This is a genomic window from Achromobacter sp. FW305-C-30-7 (genome assembly GCF_058783105.1).
Genome location: NZ_JBYSYI010000002.1, coordinates 514,058 through 530,100 on the forward strand (window position 1 = coordinate 514,058; position 16,043 = coordinate 530,100).

Below are 16,043 nucleotides of genomic sequence, written 5' to 3' on the forward strand. Positions count from 1 at the left end.
ATGGCCACGGTAAGCCGCGAGGACTTCTCCTGCGCCGCCGCGACCAACGCCTCGGCCTACCGGCGCGTCACCATTCCGATGCTGCGGATCGAGGCGGGGCCAGGCCCCGCCGTCGCCTTGATGGCGGGCGTGCATGGCGACGAATGGGAAGGCCAGGCCGCCATCCTGGAACTATGGCGCCTGCTGCCCGGCATCCTGCGGCGCGGCACGGTCTATCTGCTGCCCGCGGCCAACGCCGAAGCCTCGCTGGCCGGCACGCGCCTGTCGCCCTCGGACGACGGCAATCTGAATCGCGCCTTCCTGGGCGCCCCCGCGCGCGGCTACACCGAAAGCGTGGCGGCCGCGCTGGAGGCCCGGCTCTTGCCCCGCATACAGGCGCTGGTGGACGTGCACAGCGGCGGCGCGTCGCTGCGCTACCTGCCGTCCTCGGTGATCACGCGTTACGGCAACGATGCCTATGATGAACGCCTGCCCGCCCTGGCGCGCGCCTTCGGGCTGCCCGATTGCATGTTTTTCCGCGGCACCGAGTCCGGCTCGATGCCGGCCGCCGCCAGCCGTCATGGAGTGTTGCGCCTGAGCGCCGAGATCGGCGGCGGGCGCGAAACCAGCCAGGCGCTGGTCGACCGCTGCCGCGACGGCCTGCTGGGCTGCCTGGGCGAACTGGGCCTCCTGCCAGACCGGCCCCCGGCGTTAAACCCCGAAGTCCGCCTCTACGACCTGGACGCTCCCACCGCCACCGTGCGCGCCCACGAAGCCGGCGTGTTCGTGCCTGCCATCGGACTGGGGCAAATGGTCGGCGCGCGCCAGCGCATCGGCCAACTGATCGAACCCGCCCGCCCCGACCTGCCGCCGCGAGCCCTGACCAGTCCGCAGGCCGGCACCGTGGTCTGCCTGCGCGCCATCGCCCGCAGCGACGACGGCGATTGCCTGCTGCAGGTCGCGCCCGCCCTGCCCCTCGATTCCCTCGCTTCGAAGTACTGACACATGCAGATGAACCCTAGCTTGTCCGGCCTGCGCTGCATCCGTTGCGCCAGCCTGTGGCCGCCCGCCGATTACCCCGAAGGCTGCCCCAGCTGCCTGGAAGCCGGCCACCCCGCCGGCCTGGAATGCCTCTACGAACCATCTACGGACGACGCCATGCCCCTGCCGGTGCTGGACGCCGTCACGCTGGGCGAAGGCGCCACTCCCTGCCTCGCCATGCCCGCGCTGGCGCAGACCGAGGGCATAGGCCAGCTCTGGCTGAAATGCGAAAGCGCCAATCCCACCGGCAGCCACAAGGACCGCATGGCGGCCCAACTGGTGTCGCGCGCGCGCCTGGCGGACGCCACCCGCGTGGCGGCCGCGTCCAGCGGCAATGCCGGGGTCTCGCTGGCCGCCTATTGCGCCGCCGCGCGGCTGGAGGCCGACATCGCCATCACCACCAACTGCCCGCCCTTGCAGCGTGAGGCCATGCAGCGCTTCGGCGCCCGGCTGACCGCCTTCGAGGACAGCCTGAGCCGCTGGCCCCATGTCGAGGACCTGTGCCGCAATCACGGCGCCTTCGCCGGCACCAACTATCTGAATCCGCCCGTCGGCACCCATCCCTACGGCGTGGAAGGCTACAAGCCCATTGCGCTGGAAATCCTGGAAGCCTGCGGCGTACCCAGCGACATCGTCGTCCCTACCGCGCGCGGCGACCTGCTGTGGGGCATCTTCCTGGGCTGGCAGCATCTGCTGCAAAGCGGACGGATCGCCCGCCTGCCCCGGCTGCATGCGGTGGAACCGTACGCCCGCCTGTCGCGCGCCCGCGCGACAGGCGACGCGCGCAAGCAATGGGACGGCGTGACGGACCAGTATTCGATCGCGGGCAGCACCAGCACGCTGCAGTCGCTGGAAGCTCTGTCGCGATCCGGCGGCACGCCCGTGGAAGTATCAGACGCGGCGGCCGCGCAAGCGCAGCAGCGGCTGGAACGCATGGGTCTGGCGACCGAGCTGTCGTCGGCCGCGGCGCTGGCTGCCGTGTCCCGGCTGCGGCGCTCGGGCCTGCTGGACGCGGAATCTTCGGTCGTGCTGATCGTGACCTCGGACGGACGCCGCGGCTAGCGTCCCGGCACAGGACGCTAGACGCCGAAGCTGTCCACCAGCGGCGCCAACGCGCCGCGCAGGCAGGTCGCCCAGAACTTGCCGGCTTCGGACAAGGGGCGGCTGCCGTGCAGAATCATGTGGCATTCGAAATGCACCGGCGCGGCCAGCGGGCGATAGCTCAGGCCAGCCGCCGCCATGCCGACCGCCGTGGCCGGATTGGCGATGCCCACGCCGTGCCCTGCCAGCGCCAATTGGCACACCGTGCTTGAGTATGGCGTTTCGATGGCCACCTTCAGGTTCTGCCCCGCCTGCGCCAGCAGCACATCAAGGCGCTTGCGCGAACCGTCCTCGGCATTCAGGGCGATCACGTCCGCATCAGCCAGATGCGAAAACTCCACCTGTTCCAGCCTCGCTAGCGGATGGCCCTTGGGAAAGACCGCCACGGCGCGCAGGCTGGCCAGCCGGTGCCCGCGCAAGCCTTCCAGTTCGGACTCGTCGGCGACTGCCGCCAGATCGAGTTCGCCCGACACCACCATGTCGCGCAAGGTGTTGGAGTCGCGGATCTGCAGATACAGCCCGGTGTCCGGATAGCGGGTCCGGAAGCGCGCAATCGTGTCGCTGATGATCGCGCCGCTGTAGGCATGGATGCAACCGACGCGCAACCGCGGCTGCGCCGCGCCGCGGATCGCGCGGATCTTGCGGCCCAGGCTTTCCAGGCCGACGTTCAAGCGGCGGATTTCTTCATAGAGCAAGGTCGCTTCAGGCGTGCGCTGCATGCGCTGGCGCACGCGCTCGAACAGGCGCAGCTCGATGCTGGCTTCGAGCGCGGCCAGGGTCGCGCTGACGGTGGCGGGCGACACGTCCAGCCGCCTGGCGGCGGCGGTGACGCTTTCCGTTTCATAGACGGTGCGGAAGGTCTCGACCTGCTTGAGCGTGAAGGTCATGGCCGGGTCGCGATGCGCTCAGATGCGCTGCAGGTCCATCAACACGCGGCGGGTCGACAAGGGCCGGCCCGCCAGGATTTCGGCCAGCCGTTCGCGCAGGTCGCGACGTAGCGCCGGCTCGATCGCTGGGTCGTCGAAATCGGGCGGCGCTTCGTCCACGCCATAGCCGGTTTCACGCAGCAAAGTCCATTCGAAGCGGCGCAGCGCTCCCGCCGCGCGGGTGCCGCCGGACAACTGTTGCAAGGCGAAGTCGTAGGCGTCGTACAGCAGCGGGTGGGCGTCTTCGCGCGGCAGCAGCCGCAGCAGCAGCTCGTTCATGTACCAGGCCGACATCAGCGCGGTGCCGGTCAGCGGTCGGATGCCGGCGATCTCGGCGCGGGTCAGGGTCTTGACCTCGCCGTTGCCGGTCCACGACAGCAGCAGCGGCTGGAACGCGGACAGCACCGGACGCAGCACGGAGTACGGGCGCTTGGCGCCTTTGGCGACCATGGCCACACAGCCATGATCGCGCGAGAAAGTCTGAACGATAAGGGAAGTCTCACGCCACGCGGTGGCGTGCAACATATATCCGGGGCGATCCTGGACGCGAGGCGCCCTTCTACTCATAGCCCAGATCGCGGAGCGCACCCTCGCGGTCGGACCAGCCCTTGCGCACCTTGATGTAGACCTCCAGGTGCACCGGCTTGTCCAGCAGCTTGGCGATGTCCTGCCGCGCCTCCGTGGCGATGCGCTTCATGTGCATGCCGCCCGTGCCCAACAGAATGGGCTTGTGGCTGTCGCGTTCGACCACCACGCAGGCGTTGATGCTGGCGCCCTTGGCGGTCTCTTCCCATTGCTCGATGACGACGGTACAGCCGTAGGGCAGCTCGTCGCCGACCAGGCGGAAGATCTTCTCGCGCACCAGTTCGGCGGCGATGAAGCGCATGGGGCGGTCGGTCAGCGTGTCTTCCTCGAACATCGCCTCGCCTTCCGGCAGACGCGACGCGATCTCTTCCAACAACTGATCCAGCTGCTGCTTCTTGGTGGCGCTGACCGGCACCACCGCACCGTAGGGATGCAGCGCCATGATCTTGGACACGAAGGCGAACAGGTCGTCGCGGTTCTTCAGCGCGTCGATCTTGGACACGACCAGGATGGTGCGTTCGGGCGCGGGCAGCAGCGGCAGCAGCTTGGCGTCGCCTTCGGACCATTTGCCGGCTTCCACCACATGCACCACCACGTCCACATCGGCCAGGGCCTGCGTGACCACGCGGTTCATCATGCGGTTCATGGCGCCGCCGTGGCGGGTCTGGAAACCGGGCGTATCGACGAACACGAACTGTTCGTGCTCGCGCGTCAGCACACCGTGGATGCGGTGGCGCGTGGTCTGCGCCTTGCGCGACACGATGGAAATCTTGGAACCGATCAGGGCATTCGTCAGGGTGGACTTGCCCACATTGGGGCGGCCCACGATGGCGACGAAGCCGGTACGAAAAGGGGTATCGCTCATTTAGTCTCTTGAGCCACTGCCACCGGCAGCGACAATTGCGCGGTTTTGCGCGCCTTGCCCGACTTGCGGGCAGCCTTGGTCGCCGGGCTGACGGCCAATGCGGCCTCCAGCGCCAGCTTGGCCGCCGATTGCTCGGCGGCGCGGCGGCTGGCGCCGGGCGCCATCACCTTGATCTCGAGCGCCGGAATGGCGCATTCGACTTCGAACTGCTGGCTGTGGGCCGCGCCATGCGTGGCCACCACCGTGTACAGCGGCAGCGCCAGCTTGCGGCCCTGCAGGAATTCCTGCAGCAAGGTCTTGGCATCCTTGCCCAGGGTCTTGGGATCGACCGAGGCCAGCACCGGCTGGTACTGGCGCACGATCACGCGGCGCGCGGCATCGAAGCCCGCGTCCAGGAACACGGCGCCGAACAGGGCCTCGACCGTGTCCGCCAGGATGGAAGGACGGCGGAAGCCGCCGCTCTTCAATTCGCCTTCGCCCAGGCGCAGGTACTGCGACAGCTCCAGCCGCTGGGCGATGTCCGCCAGCGAGGCCTGCTTGACCAGATTGGCGCGCAGGCGCGACAGATCGCCTTCGTCGATTTTGGAATAGCGCTCGAACAGCATCGCCGCAACGACGAAGTTCAGCACGGAATCCCCCAGGAATTCCAGGCGCTCGTTGTGGCGCGCGCCGTGGCTGCGATGCGTCAGCGCCTGTTCGAGCAATGCCGGATCACTGAAGTGGTGATCCAGGCGGTTTTCTAGCGTGGCTAGCGACATAATCAGTTGAAGCGGCCGATGCGGCTGAGATCGCTGAAATTCATCCAGATGAAGAACGCGCGCCCGACGATATTGGATTCCGGAACGAAGCCCCAGTATCGGCTGTCGGCGCTGTTATCCCGATTATCGCCCATGGCGAAGAACTGCCCCTCGGGTACTTTGCAGCGTACCCCATTACGGCTGTATTGGCAGTTCTGGCGGTTGGGAAATTGCCACATCGCGTTGTACTCCTGCGGCTTGCCCTCATCCAGCAGGATTTTGTGCTCAACTTCGCCCAACTTCTCTTTATATTGCGCAATATACGAGACACGGTCCGGTTCGAAGTAGTCGCCGTCGCGTACATGCGGCACCAATTCGCCATTGATGTAGAGCTTTTTGTCCAGGTAGGCGATCTCGTCGCCCGGCAGGCCAACCACACGCTTGATGTAGTCGACGTCCGGATCCACGGGGTAGCGGAACACGAACACGTCGCCGCGCTGGGGCTTGCCTACCTCGATGATCTTCTTGTCGATGACCGGCAGGCGCAGGCCGTAGCTGAACTTGTTCACCAGGATCAAGTCGCCCGACTGCAGGGTCGGCAACATGGAACCCGACGGGATGCGGAACGGCTCGACCACGAACGAGCGCAGCATGAACACGAACAGGATCACCGGGAAGAAGCTGACGGCGTATTCGATCCACCACGGCATGCGGCGCGCGGCGTCGCCGGCTTCGCGGCGCAGGCGCTCGGCTTCCTGGGCGTCGCCGACCAGGGCCGTATCGTATTGCGCCATTGCCGCCTGGGCCCGGCGTTCGCGGCCCTTGCGCAGCACTGCCAGATCAAGCACCCAGATAATGCCGGTCAACACCAGCAAAACAAAAAGAATCAGGGCAAAGTTCCAACTCATCAGCTAACCGCCTTTTCGGGTTCTATTTGTCTTCCACTTGCAGGATGGCGAGGAACGCCTCCTGCGGAATTTCCACGCTGCCCACCTGCTTCATGCGCTTCTTGCCGGCCTTCTGCTTTTCCAGCAGCTTCTTCTTGCGCGAGATGTCGCCGCCGTAGCACTTGGCCAGCACGTTCTTGCGCAGCGCCTTGACGTTTTCGCGCGCGATGATTTCAGCGCCGATGGCGGCCTGGATGACCACGTCGAACATCTGGCGCGGAATCAGGCCACGCATGCGCGTGACCACGTCGCGGGCGCGATGGCGCGCGTTGCTGCGGTGGACGATCACGGCCAGCGCATCGACGCGGTCGTTGTTGATCAGCAGGTCCACGCGCACCACGTCGGCCGAGCGGTACTCCAGGAACTCGTAGTCCATCGAGGCATAGCCGCGCGACACCGACTTCAGCTTGTCGAAGAAGTCCAGCACGATCTCGGCCAGCGGGATCTCGTACACCAGGTGCACCTGGCGACCGTGGTAGCTCATGTTGACTTGCGAGCCACGCTTGTTATTGCACAGCGTCATCACAGGACCCACGTAGTCCTGCGGCATGAACAGCGTGACCTTCACGATGGGTTCGCGGATGTCTGCGATCTTGCCCACTTCAGGCATGCGCGACGGGCTTTCCACCGTGATCACCGAACCGTCGCGCTGCTCGACCTCATACACCACCGACGGCGCGGTGGTGATGATGTCCATGTCGAATTCGCGCTCCAGGCGTTCCTGCACGATTTCCATGTGCAAGAGGCCCAGGAAGCCGCAACGGAAGCCGAAGCCCAAGGCCTGCGACACTTCCGGCTCGAACATCAGGGCGGCGTCATTCAGCTTGAGCTTGTCGAGCGAATCGCGCAGTTGGTCGTACTCGGAGCTTTCCACCGGATACAGGCCCGCGAACACCTGCGGCTTCACTTCCTTGAAACCGGGCAGCGGCGTGGCGGCAGGCTTGTTGGCCAGGGTGACGGTATCGCCCACCTTGGCGTCTTCCAGCTGCTTGATGCCGGCGATGATGAAACCGACCTCGCCCGCCGACAGATGCGGACGCTGCTGCGACTTCGGCGTGAACACGCCAGTCTGTTCGCACAGGTGGGTCGCGCCCGAGGCCATCAGCAGGATCTTGTCCTTGGGCTTGAGCACGCCGTTGATGATGCGCACCAGCATCACCACACCCACGTAGTTGTCGAACCACGAATCAATGATGAGCGCCTGCAGCGGCGCGTCCGGATCGCCCTTGGGGGGCGGCACGCGGGCGACGACCATTTCCAGGATCTCGTCGATGCCCATGCCGGTCTTGGCGCTGGCCAGCACCGCCTGCGACGCGTCGATGCCGATCACGTCCTCGACTTCCTGGCGCGCGCCATCGGGATCGGCCTGCGGCAGGTCCATCTTGTTCAGCACGGGCAGCACTTCCACGCCCAGTTCGATGGCGGTGTAGCAATTGGCCACGGTCTGCGCTTCGACGCCCTGCGAGGCATCCACCACCAGCAGCGCGCCTTCGCACGCCGACAGGGAACGGCTGACTTCATACGAGAAGTCCACGTGTCCCGGGGTGTCGATCAGGTTCAGGTTGTAGACCTTGCCGTCCTGCGCCTTGTAGTGCAGGGCCGCGGTCTGGGCCTTGATGGTGATGCCGCGTTCGCGCTCGATTTCCATGGAATCGAGGACCTGCGCCGACATCTCGCGATCCGCCAATCCGCCGCAGCGCTGGATCAGGCGATCGGCCAGGGTCGATTTGCCGTGATCGATGTGGGCAATGATGGAGAAGTTGCGAATATGCTGCATGCTTGAAGTTATAAGGGACGGAACACTCGGCACGGGGCCGGAAGACACCGCCGCCGGAATACGCACGGCTGACGAGGAGGGTGCCAACGGGCCTGGCCCGGGCAAAACAAGGGGGCGCCATGCGCCCCCTCTTGCGGCAACCAGCCATTTTAGCCGGTCTTGAGCCTTTTTTCTGCGAACTCGGGGGACGGGCCCGGCATTACTTCGATGCCGGCACCGCCACCCACTGCGTCTGGTCGCCGCGGCGCACCAGCAGGCCGGCCGCGCGGCCCTTGTCCAGCTTGGCCACGAGTTCGCCGAACTGCTTGGCGCCCGTGACGTCGGTGTCGTTCAGGGCCAACACGATGTCGCCTTCCTGCAGGCCGGCCTTGCCGGCAGCGCCTTCGGCCACCTTGACCTGGACACCGCCCTTGATGCGCAGCTTCTTCTGCACGTCGGCCGGCACGTCGACCACGCCCAGGCCCAGCGCATTGGTGACTTCCGGCACCGGCGCCGCGCCCTTCTTGCTGGCGTTGGCGGCCTTTTCGGTCGGGATTTCGCCGACCTTGACCGACAGGGTCAGGTTCTTGCCCTTGCGCCACACTTCCATGTCGGCGCGCGTGCCGGGCTTGGTTTCACCCACGATGCGCGGCAGATCGGACCAGCGCTTGATGGGTTCGCCGTTGAACTTGAGGATCACGTCGCCCGGCTGCACGCCAGCCTGCTCGGCGGGACCTTCGGCTTCCACGCTGCTGACCAGCGCGCCCTCGGCCTTGGGCAGGCCGATGGCTTCGGCCACGTCCTTGCCCACTTCGCCGATCTGCACGCCGACGCGGCCGCGCGTGACCTTGCCGGTAGCCCGCAGCTGGTCCACGACGCGCATGGCTTCGTCGATCGGGATCGCCAGCGAAATGCCCATGAAGCCGCCGCTGCGCGAAATGATCTGGGAGTTGATGCCCACCACCTCGCCCTGCAGATTGATCAGCGGACCGCCCGAGTTGCCCGGGTTGACCGCCACGTCAGTCTGGATGAAGGGCAGGTATTCGCCGGTATCGCGGCCGATGGCGCTGACGATGCCGGAGGTCACGGTGGAATCCAGGCCAAACGGCGAACCGATGGCCAGCACCCACTGCCCCTTCTTGAGCTTCTTGGGATCGCCGATGACCAGCGGCGTCATGTCCTTGGCTTCGATCTTGATCAGCGCGACGTCGGTGCGTTCATCCGTGCCGATGACCTTGGCCTTGAACTCGCGGCCGTCGGTCAGCGTGACGTAGATGTCCGTCGCGTCCACCACCACGTGGTTGTTGGTCAGGATGTAGCCGTCGTCCGAAATGAAGAAGCCGGAACCCACGCCGCGCGGCACGGTGCGCTCTTCAGGCTGGGAAGGCTGCGGACGCTGGCGTTGCGACGGGCCGGGTTGGCCGCCGCCGGGAGGCTGGAATTCGGGGCCGAAGAACCAGCGGAACAGTTCGTAGGGATCATTGCCGCCGCCAGGCCCCATGCCGCGCACCGGCACCGTGGCCGTGGTGCGGATGTTGACGACCGCGGGGTCGGCCTTTTCGACAATGCTCGTGAAATCAGGCAGCGTCGCCGCCGACGCCTGAGCGACAGCAGCAGGCACGTAGGCGCCGGCCATCATGACGCTGGCCGCGGCCGCCACCAGAAAGCGCCGGAAAAATGCATTCGACACTGTCATTGCTTTCATAAGTGTTACTCCGAAATTGCTGCTTGCCGCAGCTGGCCGATCACTTGGGCTCAGCTGGGGGCGTTGCTGCCGCAGGCGCGGCGGGCACATATTCAGTGGCTTGCGCCAGCTGTTCCAGCGTCGCGACGGGCACTTCGCCCACGGCGGTCAGCCAGAAATCAGCGATGCGCGTGCCATAGACGGTGATCGCCCCGCGTTGCGCGGCGCCGTGGGGAGGACGGTGACCGCGCTGGCTGTCGTAGGGTTCGATGAACACGGAAATGGCCGCCAGTCCATCGGACAATACCATCTGGTTGACCGTAACGCCCTTGCCCATCGAACGCGCAACCTGCATGACCGGCTTGAAACCCTTGGGCGCCGGAATGCGCCAGCCTTGGGCGGCCAGGTCCACGGGCTTCATCGAGGGTTCCAGCACCTTCCAGTCGCGCGTGCTCCAGCGCGAGGTCAGCAACTGGGGATCGACTTCCGGGCCCAACCGCAGCGAGGTGAACGAGACTTGTTCGACCACGCCGCGGGCCGCATTCAGCGTCTGGGCCTTGAGCAGCAGATTGGTTTCGACATCCGCGCACAGCCGGTAACCGTAGCGCAGCTTGTCCAGCGGTTCAATCGTGATCAGGCGGCACTCCCGCCCGGCCACGCGGTGCAGCGCGGATTCGGCGCGAATCTTGTAGAACTCGGACAGATTCGCCGCTTCTCCCAGCAGCAAGCCGGGGAAGCGATCGCCGCGGCGGCGCTCCAGCAGCACCGTCTTGCGCTCGGGGATCAGGCACTGCACGTCTTCGTTGTGACGCAGGTACTCGCGCGGCTGGCCGTCGAGGATTTCCAGGCGTTCGCGCTCGCCGGTGCCGTCCATGACGTGCACCAGGCGCGAGGACTGGATCGTTTCGCCCTGCTGGTACATGAAGACGCCCGCGTAGTCCTGCTTGCGGGCGGCTTGTTGGATACGGGTCAGCAGCTGGACCACGTCGTCGGCGGCCGCAGGCGCGGCATCGGCCGCGCGCGCGGGTTCATGCGCGGCCAGGAAAGCGGTCAGGAGCGTGGCGGCAAACCAGCCGGCGCGGTGGGCCTGCAGCGTGGCGGCCCGACCCAGCACCGGCCAACGCGAGGGAAGCACCAACGCCATCAGCGCCCCACTCCGGTGTCGAAGGACACCTGGCGCACGGCGCTGGGGCCGGCCATCTGGCGATGCGCCTCCAGATAGTCGCGCAGGCCCGTATCCTCGGCGCTCGCAGCCGGCGTGGTGCTGGCATCAGCCAGCACGCGCACCTCAGTGGCCGGTTCGCCGGTCAGGTAAGGCTGCGCCACCCAGGCAACGGTCGCGACCGCCGCGGCCACGGCCAGGCCGGACAGGCCGACCCGCAATGGCGAGCGGCGCCGAGGCGCCGCAACAATGGGCAATTCCGCGTCCAGCGCCCGTGCCAGGCGGGCCTGGAAGGCCGCGCTGGGGGTCAGCGCCAGATCGGCGTTGCGCAGGGAATCACCGATCAGATGATAGGTGTCCCAGGTCTCGCGCCCCTCGCGGGACAACAAACCGGGAAATATGTCGTCGGATTCTTCTCCGTCCATCCAGGCGGAAACCGATTCCTCCCAGGAGGCCTCGGCGATCACAACGGATTTGGCTGCTGTTTGCATGACTGCCACTCCTTACCAGCGACGCTCGGCATCGGTGCCTAGCAACGGACGCAACTTGACGGCAATGGCTTCACGCGCACGAAAAATGCGGGAGCGCACCGTACCGATAGGGCAATCCATGCTTTGGGCGATGTCTTCGTAACTCATACCTTCGATTTCACGCAGGACAATTGCGGTGCGCAATTCTTCAGGCAATTCCTCGATAGCCGCGTTCACCGTCTCGGCGATTTCGCGGCTGGCGACCATGGATTCCGGCGTGCTTATATCGGTTAGGTTGTCGGTTTCGTTAAAAGTTTCACCGTCTTCCGTTTCTATCGCATTGGGCGCGCTGGGGCGCCGGCCCTGCGAGGCCAGCCAGTTGCGCGCCGTATTGATGGCGATCCGGTACAACCAAGTGTAAAAGGCGCTCTCGCCCCGAAACTGGGGCAAAGCGCGGTAGGCCTTGATGAAGGCCTCCTGGGCCACGTCCTCGATCTCCGAGGGGTCGCGGATCATGCGGGCCAAGAGGCGGAGAATCTTGCGCTGGTACTTGAGCACCAACAGGTCGAAAGCCTTCTTGTCGCCCCGCTGGACGCGCGCGACAAGCTCAGCGTCGACTTCGCGCTCGCTCATGACGCCTCCCGCATGCGGGCCGCCGGACGGGCGGGACGCGCCGCGCCGGCGAGCAGGCACAGGCGCCGCCAGGACTCAGGTCGCAACGTCCGCTGCCAGACGATGAGGGTAATTGTGCTGTTGGTAAAGGCCGTACTCCCGGTGGGCAAGAGCTGCAAAGTGAGCGTCAGCCAGCGCGGACCGCGCTGTTCCTGCAACAGTCTCGCGTCCTGCCAGCCTTGCGGCAGGCGTACCTGCCAGCGCCCTTCCCCGGCTGCCGCGCGCAAGGCGGATACAGGGGACAGGCTGCTCCGTGCCGAGTGTAACAGCCCGGCCAGGACCAGCAGCAGCGCGATCGCCGTGCCCGCCGCCCATGCCATGCCGTGCCAGGACGCGGCCATTAGCGCGCTGCCGCCAGCGGCGGCCAGCGCCAGGCCAAAAAACGCCGTGGCACTTTTTGGCCGCAGGACAGGCACGCGCAACGCCCAGCGTCCCCCGAACGGCTCGTCCAAATCAGACCCGGCGAACGGCCATCGAGCCGTTGGTGCCGCCGAAGCCGAACGAGTTGGACAGGCCGACGTCGATCTTCATCTGCCGCGCCTCGTTGGCGCAGTAATCCAGATCGCATTCCGGATCTTGATTGAAGATGTTGATCGTGGGCGGCGACACCTGGTTGTAGACCGCCAGAGTGGTGAACACCGCCTCGATGCCGCCGGCCGCGCCGAGCAGGTGCCCGGTCATGGACTTGGTCGAATTGACCACCAGCTTCTTGGCGTGGTCGCCGAAAGCCAGCTTCAGCGCATCGGTCTCGTTCTTGTCGCCCAGGGGCGTCGAGGTGCCGTGGGCGTTGACGTACTGGATGTCTTCCGCGTTCAAGCCGCCGTTGCGCAGCGCGTTCAACACGCCGCGGCGCGGGCCGTCCTTGTCGGGAGCCGTGATGTGGTGCGCGTCCGAGCTCATGCCATAGCCCGCGAGCTCACCGTAGATGCGCGCGCCGCGTTTTTTGGCGTGTTCGTACTCTTCCAGCACCAGTACGCCTGCGCCCTCGCCCAGCACGAAGCCGTCGCGGTCGCGGTCCCAGGGACGCGAAGCCGTTTCAGGATCGTCATTGCGGGTCGACAAGGCGCGCATGGCGGCGAAACCGCCGATGCCCAGCGGCGACACGGTCGATTCGGCGCCGCCAGCCACCATGACGTCGGCATCGCCGTACTCGATCAGGCGCGCGGCATCGCCAATGCAATGCAGACCGGTGGTGCAAGCCGACACCACGGCGTAGCTCGGACCCTTCATGCCATAGGTAATGGACAGATGGCCGGAGATCAGGTTGATCAGCGAACCGGGCACGAAGAACGGCGAAATGCGGCGCGGACCCTTGGCCAGGTATTCGACCTGGGTTTCCTCGATGCGCGGCAGGCCGCCAATGCCGGAACCCACGATCACGCCGATGCGTTCTGCGTTGGCTTCGGTGACTTCCAGGCCGCAATCGCGCCATGCCTGCATCCCGGCGGCCAGGCCGTAATGGATGAAGGTATCCATCTGGCGGGCTTCCTTGGCCGAGATATAGGTGCTGATGTCGAAGTCTTTGACTTCGCCGGCAATATGCGTGGTGATGGCCGAGGGATCGAAACGGGTGATGCGGCTGATGCCAGAACGTCCGTTGACGATATTGTCCCAAGCGGTGGTCAAGTCGTTCCCGACGGGAGAAACGATACCCAGGCCAGTGATGACGACACGTCGCTTCACGGATGACTCCTCAAACAGACAAAAGAAAGGCGGTTTTCGGGATGCGCTGCACGTGCGGTCCACACGAAAGCGGGTCGGGCTTGACTACGCCCTTCCCGCATGCGGACCACACGGCAAATTCCTGAAACCGCCCCGATTTCCCGGTTGGCTGCGACGGATGTCGCGAGGCAACCAGAAGGGTAAAAGCCCAGCTTACTGCTTGCCGTGCGAATTGATGTAGTCAATCGCTTGTTGCACGGTCGTGATCTTTTCGGCCTCTTCGTCGGGGATCTCGGTCTCGAATTCGTCTTCGAGCGCCATGACCAGTTCGACCATGTCGAGCGAATCGGCACCGAGGTCGTCAAGGAAGGAGGATTCGTTCTTGATCTCGGCTTCGTTGACGCCAAGTTGTTCAGCGACGATCTTCTTGACGCGCTGTTCGATGCTTTCCATGCAGATCTCCAAATGGGAAAAATCCCGCGAATTATAGCCAAGCGCTGAGTTTTGCGACGCCTGGCCGTGAGAAAAATAACACCGCGCACTTGATCTGTCGCCGGGAGTGGCGCAGGAAACCGGTGTGCGGCGTTTCCGGTTGAATCTCGCGTTGCCGCGCCGATCGAGTCCGGCGGCGGCGCGGCGGAACTGGCCGCCTACGCGCGATTCGTGACTTATTGCATGTACATCCCGCCGTTGACGTGCAGGGTGGTGCCGGTAATGTAACCCGCCTGCGGTCCGGACAAAAACGCCACTGCGTGGGCGATGTCGGCGGGCGAACCCAGGCGGCCGAGCGGAATCTGCTGCAACAGAGCCGCAGTCTGATTTTCGCCCAACGCGCGCGTCATGTCGGTATCGATGAAACCGGGGGCGACGCAGTTCACGGTGATGTTGCGGCTGCCCAGCTCGCGCGCCAGGGCGCGCGACATGCCAGCCACGCCGGCCTTGGCGGCCGCGTAGTTGGCCTGGCCGGGGTTGCCGCTGGAACCTACCACCGACGTGACGTTGATGATGCGTCCCCAGCGGGCCTTCATCATGTTGCGCAGCACGGCGCGCGACAGGCGGAAAACCGAAGCCAGATTGGTGTCGATGACCGCCAACCAGTCCTCGTCCTTCATGCGCATTGCCAGCGTATCACGGGTGATGCCGGCGTTATTGACGAGGATATGGGGACCGCCGCCTTCCTTGCCCAGCGCATCGATCAGCGCATCGCAGGCAGCGGCGTCGGTCACGTCCAGCACCACGCCACGGCCGCCCAACGGCGCCAGCGCTTCGGTGATGGCGGCAGCGCCCGATTCGGAGGTAGCGGTGCCGACGACCGTGGCGCCGCGCGCAGCCAGTTCCTGGGCAATGGCGCGGCCGATGCCGCGCGTGGCGCCGGTCACCAGCGCGATCTTGCCCTGCAGTTCGATCGAGGTGTTGTCCATGTTCTTAATTTCCGTTGACGGCGGCCAACGCGGCTTCAAGCGAAGCAGGATCGGTAATGGCCATGCCCGTGAGTTCGGGGTCGATGCGCTTGGTCAGGCCGGCCAGCACCTTGCCGGGACCGCATTCGATGATGTGCGTGACGCCCTGCGCCTTCATCGCGCGCAGGGTTTCAACCCAGCGCACAGGATGCCATGCCTGGCGCACCAGCGCATCCCGGATTGCCCCGGGTTCGACAGGCGAAGCCACGTCGACGTTGTTGATCACTTGCACTTGCGGCGCGGACACCGTCACGCCAGCCAGCGCGCCGGCCAGCACTTCGGCGGCGGGCTTGAGCAGGCTGGAATGGAACGGTGCGGACACCGGCAGCAACAGCGCGCGCTTGGCGCCCGCGGCCTTGGCCAGCTCGCAGGCGCGCTCGACCGCGGCCTTGTGGCCCGCGATCACGACCTGCGCGGGCGCGTTGAAGTTCACGGCCTCGACGACCTCGCCCTGGGCAGCGGCCTCGCAGGCTGCGCGCACGGCGTCGTCGTCCAGGCCCAGGATGGCGGCCATGGCGCCGGTGCCCACCGGCACGGCAGCCTGCATGGCATCGGCGCGCACGCGCACCAGGCGCACGGCGTCTTCGAGCGCGAGCGAGCCCGCAGCCGTCAATGCGGCGTACTCGCCCAGGCTGTGGCCGGCCACGACATCGGGCTTGCGGCCGCCTGCGGCACACCAGGCCGCGTACATCGCGACGCCGGCGGTCAGCATGGCGGGCTGGGTATTGGTGGTCAGGTTGAGCTGTTCCGCGGGACCCTGCGCGATCAGCGCGCCCAGATCCTGCCCCAGCGCCTGGCTGGCCCGCGCCACGGTGTCGGTGACGGCCGCGACGCCGGACCAGGCGTCCAGCATGCCGACAGCTTGGGAACCTTGGCCAGGAAAGACAAAAGCGATTTTCATGATGGACCGTATGGATTGATTCAGTGTCTGTGTGGAATGCCAGGCACATCGTTCCGGCGGCCGCGGCGCATGCGCCACGCCACGCCGGAGCGCGC

Annotated in this window: 17 protein-coding genes; 2 read left to right on the plus strand and 15 right to left on the minus strand. The window is 65.9% G+C overall.

The window, feature by feature from the left end:
- Entirely contained in the window at window positions 1-981 is a 981-nt protein-coding gene (locus AC3WOB_RS09330; RefSeq protein WP_492274810.1) for a M14 family metallopeptidase, read from the plus strand.
- A 3-nt stretch (window positions 982-984) separates the two neighbouring features.
- Window positions 985-2,082 carry a pyridoxal-phosphate dependent enzyme gene (locus tag AC3WOB_RS09335; protein WP_492274811.1) on the plus strand — a complete coding sequence of 366 codons (1,098 nt, stop codon included), beginning with the start codon at window positions 985-987 and terminating at the stop codon, window positions 2,080-2,082.
- Window positions 2,083-2,099: 17 nt separating this feature from the next.
- Here the strand turns inward: AC3WOB_RS09335 and AC3WOB_RS09340 are convergent, their stop codons facing one another.
- From AC3WOB_RS09340 to fabD, 15 genes are all read right to left on the minus strand, one after another.
- Window positions 2,100-3,008: a LysR family transcriptional regulator gene (locus AC3WOB_RS09340; RefSeq protein ID WP_492274812.1), complete on the minus strand. Its 909-nt coding sequence runs from the start codon at window positions 3,006-3,008 to the stop codon at window positions 2,100-2,102.
- Between the two features lie 18 nt (window positions 3,009-3,026).
- Window positions 3,027-3,614, minus strand: coding sequence for a DNA repair protein RecO (recO, locus tag AC3WOB_RS09345; protein ID WP_207470133.1), 588 nt, complete (start codon window positions 3,612-3,614; stop codon window positions 3,027-3,029).
- Entirely contained in the window at window positions 3,607-4,497 is an 891-nt protein-coding gene (gene era / locus AC3WOB_RS09350; protein ID WP_013392237.1) for a GTPase Era, read from the minus strand. Before era ends, recO begins: the two co-directional genes overlap by 8 nt.
- The gene (gene rnc / locus AC3WOB_RS09355) at window positions 4,494-5,255 is read right to left on the minus strand and encodes a ribonuclease III (RefSeq protein WP_013392236.1); all 762 of its coding nucleotides are present in this window, start codon (window positions 5,253-5,255) and stop codon (window positions 4,494-4,496) included. Before rnc ends, era begins: the two co-directional genes overlap by 4 nt.
- A 2-nt stretch (window positions 5,256-5,257) precedes the next feature.
- On the minus strand, window positions 5,258-6,142 hold the full coding sequence (gene lepB / locus AC3WOB_RS09360) for a signal peptidase I (protein ID WP_492274813.1): 885 nt from the start codon (window positions 6,140-6,142) through the stop codon (window positions 5,258-5,260).
- Between the two features lie 22 nt (window positions 6,143-6,164).
- Window positions 6,165-7,958 (minus strand): translation elongation factor 4, encoded by a 1,794-nt coding sequence (lepA, locus tag AC3WOB_RS09365; RefSeq protein ID WP_013392234.1) that lies wholly within the window; start codon window positions 7,956-7,958, stop codon window positions 6,165-6,167.
- Between the two features lie 199 nt (window positions 7,959-8,157).
- Entirely contained in the window at window positions 8,158-9,642 is a 1,485-nt protein-coding gene (locus AC3WOB_RS09370; protein WP_013392233.1) for a DegQ family serine endoprotease, read from the minus strand.
- Between the two features lie 40 nt (window positions 9,643-9,682).
- Complete coding sequence (locus tag AC3WOB_RS09375) at window positions 9,683-10,765, minus strand: MucB/RseB C-terminal domain-containing protein (RefSeq protein WP_013392232.1); 1,083 nt, start codon at window positions 10,763-10,765, stop codon at window positions 9,683-9,685.
- On the minus strand, window positions 10,765-11,274 hold the full coding sequence (locus AC3WOB_RS09380; RefSeq protein WP_013392231.1) for a sigma-E factor negative regulatory protein: 510 nt from the start codon (window positions 11,272-11,274) through the stop codon (window positions 10,765-10,767). Before AC3WOB_RS09380 ends, AC3WOB_RS09375 begins: the two co-directional genes overlap by 1 nt.
- A 12-nt stretch (window positions 11,275-11,286) precedes the next feature.
- Window positions 11,287-11,886, minus strand: coding sequence for an RNA polymerase sigma factor RpoE (gene rpoE, locus AC3WOB_RS09385; protein WP_013392230.1), 600 nt, complete (start codon window positions 11,884-11,886; stop codon window positions 11,287-11,289).
- The gene (locus AC3WOB_RS09390) at window positions 11,883-12,377 is read right to left on the minus strand and encodes a hypothetical protein (protein WP_492274814.1); all 495 of its coding nucleotides are present in this window, start codon (window positions 12,375-12,377) and stop codon (window positions 11,883-11,885) included. The genes rpoE and AC3WOB_RS09390 overlap by 4 nt, the downstream gene beginning before the upstream one ends.
- A gap of 1 nt (window position 12,378) precedes the next feature.
- The gene (fabF, locus tag AC3WOB_RS09395; RefSeq protein WP_013392228.1) at window positions 12,379-13,608 is read right to left on the minus strand and encodes a beta-ketoacyl-ACP synthase II; all 1,230 of its coding nucleotides are present in this window, start codon (window positions 13,606-13,608) and stop codon (window positions 12,379-12,381) included.
- 192 nt (window positions 13,609-13,800) lie between these two features.
- A complete protein-coding gene (acpP, locus tag AC3WOB_RS09400) occupies window positions 13,801-14,040 on the minus strand; it encodes an acyl carrier protein (RefSeq protein WP_003813816.1) in 240 nt (79 codons plus the stop codon).
- Between the two features lie 215 nt (window positions 14,041-14,255).
- A complete protein-coding gene (gene fabG / locus AC3WOB_RS09405) occupies window positions 14,256-15,008 on the minus strand; it encodes a 3-oxoacyl-ACP reductase FabG (protein ID WP_013392227.1) in 753 nt (250 codons plus the stop codon).
- Window positions 15,009-15,012: 4 nt separating this feature from the next.
- A complete protein-coding gene (fabD, locus tag AC3WOB_RS09410; protein WP_013392226.1) occupies window positions 15,013-15,948 on the minus strand; it encodes an ACP S-malonyltransferase in 936 nt (311 codons plus the stop codon).
- Window positions 15,949-16,043: the final 95 nt, after the last annotated feature.

Excerpts from the sequence above, each read along its gene's own strand:
- AC3WOB_RS09330 (WP_492274810.1), top strand. The coding sequence starts at position 1 with ATGGCCACGGTAAGCCGCGAGGACTTCTCCTGCGCCGCCGCGACCAAC.
- AC3WOB_RS09335 (WP_492274811.1), top strand. The coding sequence starts at position 985 with ATGCAGATGAACCCTAGCTTGTCCGGCCTGCGCTGCATCCGTTGCGCC.
- AC3WOB_RS09340 (WP_492274812.1), bottom strand. The coding sequence starts at position 3,008 with ATGACCTTCACGCTCAAGCAGGTCGAGACCTTCCGCACCGTCTATGAA.
- recO (WP_207470133.1), bottom strand. The coding sequence starts at position 3,614 with ATGAGTAGAAGGGCGCCTCGCGTCCAGGATCGCCCCGGATATATGTTG.
- era (WP_013392237.1), bottom strand. The coding sequence starts at position 4,497 with ATGAGCGATACCCCTTTTCGTACCGGCTTCGTCGCCATCGTGGGCCGC.
- rnc (WP_013392236.1), bottom strand. The coding sequence starts at position 5,255 with ATGTCGCTAGCCACGCTAGAAAACCGCCTGGATCACCACTTCAGTGAT.
- lepB (WP_492274813.1), bottom strand. The coding sequence starts at position 6,142 with ATGAGTTGGAACTTTGCCCTGATTCTTTTTGTTTTGCTGGTGTTGACC.
- lepA (WP_013392234.1), bottom strand. The coding sequence starts at position 7,958 with ATGCAGCATATTCGCAACTTCTCCATCATTGCCCACATCGATCACGGC.
- AC3WOB_RS09370 (WP_013392233.1), bottom strand. The coding sequence starts at position 9,642 with ATGAAAGCAATGACAGTGTCGAATGCATTTTTCCGGCGCTTTCTGGTG.
- AC3WOB_RS09375 (WP_013392232.1), bottom strand. The coding sequence starts at position 10,765 with ATGGCGTTGGTGCTTCCCTCGCGTTGGCCGGTGCTGGGTCGGGCCGCC.
- AC3WOB_RS09380 (WP_013392231.1), bottom strand. The coding sequence starts at position 11,274 with ATGCAAACAGCAGCCAAATCCGTTGTGATCGCCGAGGCCTCCTGGGAG.
- rpoE (WP_013392230.1), bottom strand. The coding sequence starts at position 11,886 with ATGAGCGAGCGCGAAGTCGACGCTGAGCTTGTCGCGCGCGTCCAGCGG.
- acpP (WP_003813816.1), bottom strand. The coding sequence starts at position 14,040 with ATGGAAAGCATCGAACAGCGCGTCAAGAAGATCGTCGCTGAACAACTT.
- fabG (WP_013392227.1), bottom strand. The coding sequence starts at position 15,008 with ATGGACAACACCTCGATCGAACTGCAGGGCAAGATCGCGCTGGTGACC.
- fabD (WP_013392226.1), bottom strand. The coding sequence starts at position 15,948 with ATGAAAATCGCTTTTGTCTTTCCTGGCCAAGGTTCCCAAGCTGTCGGC.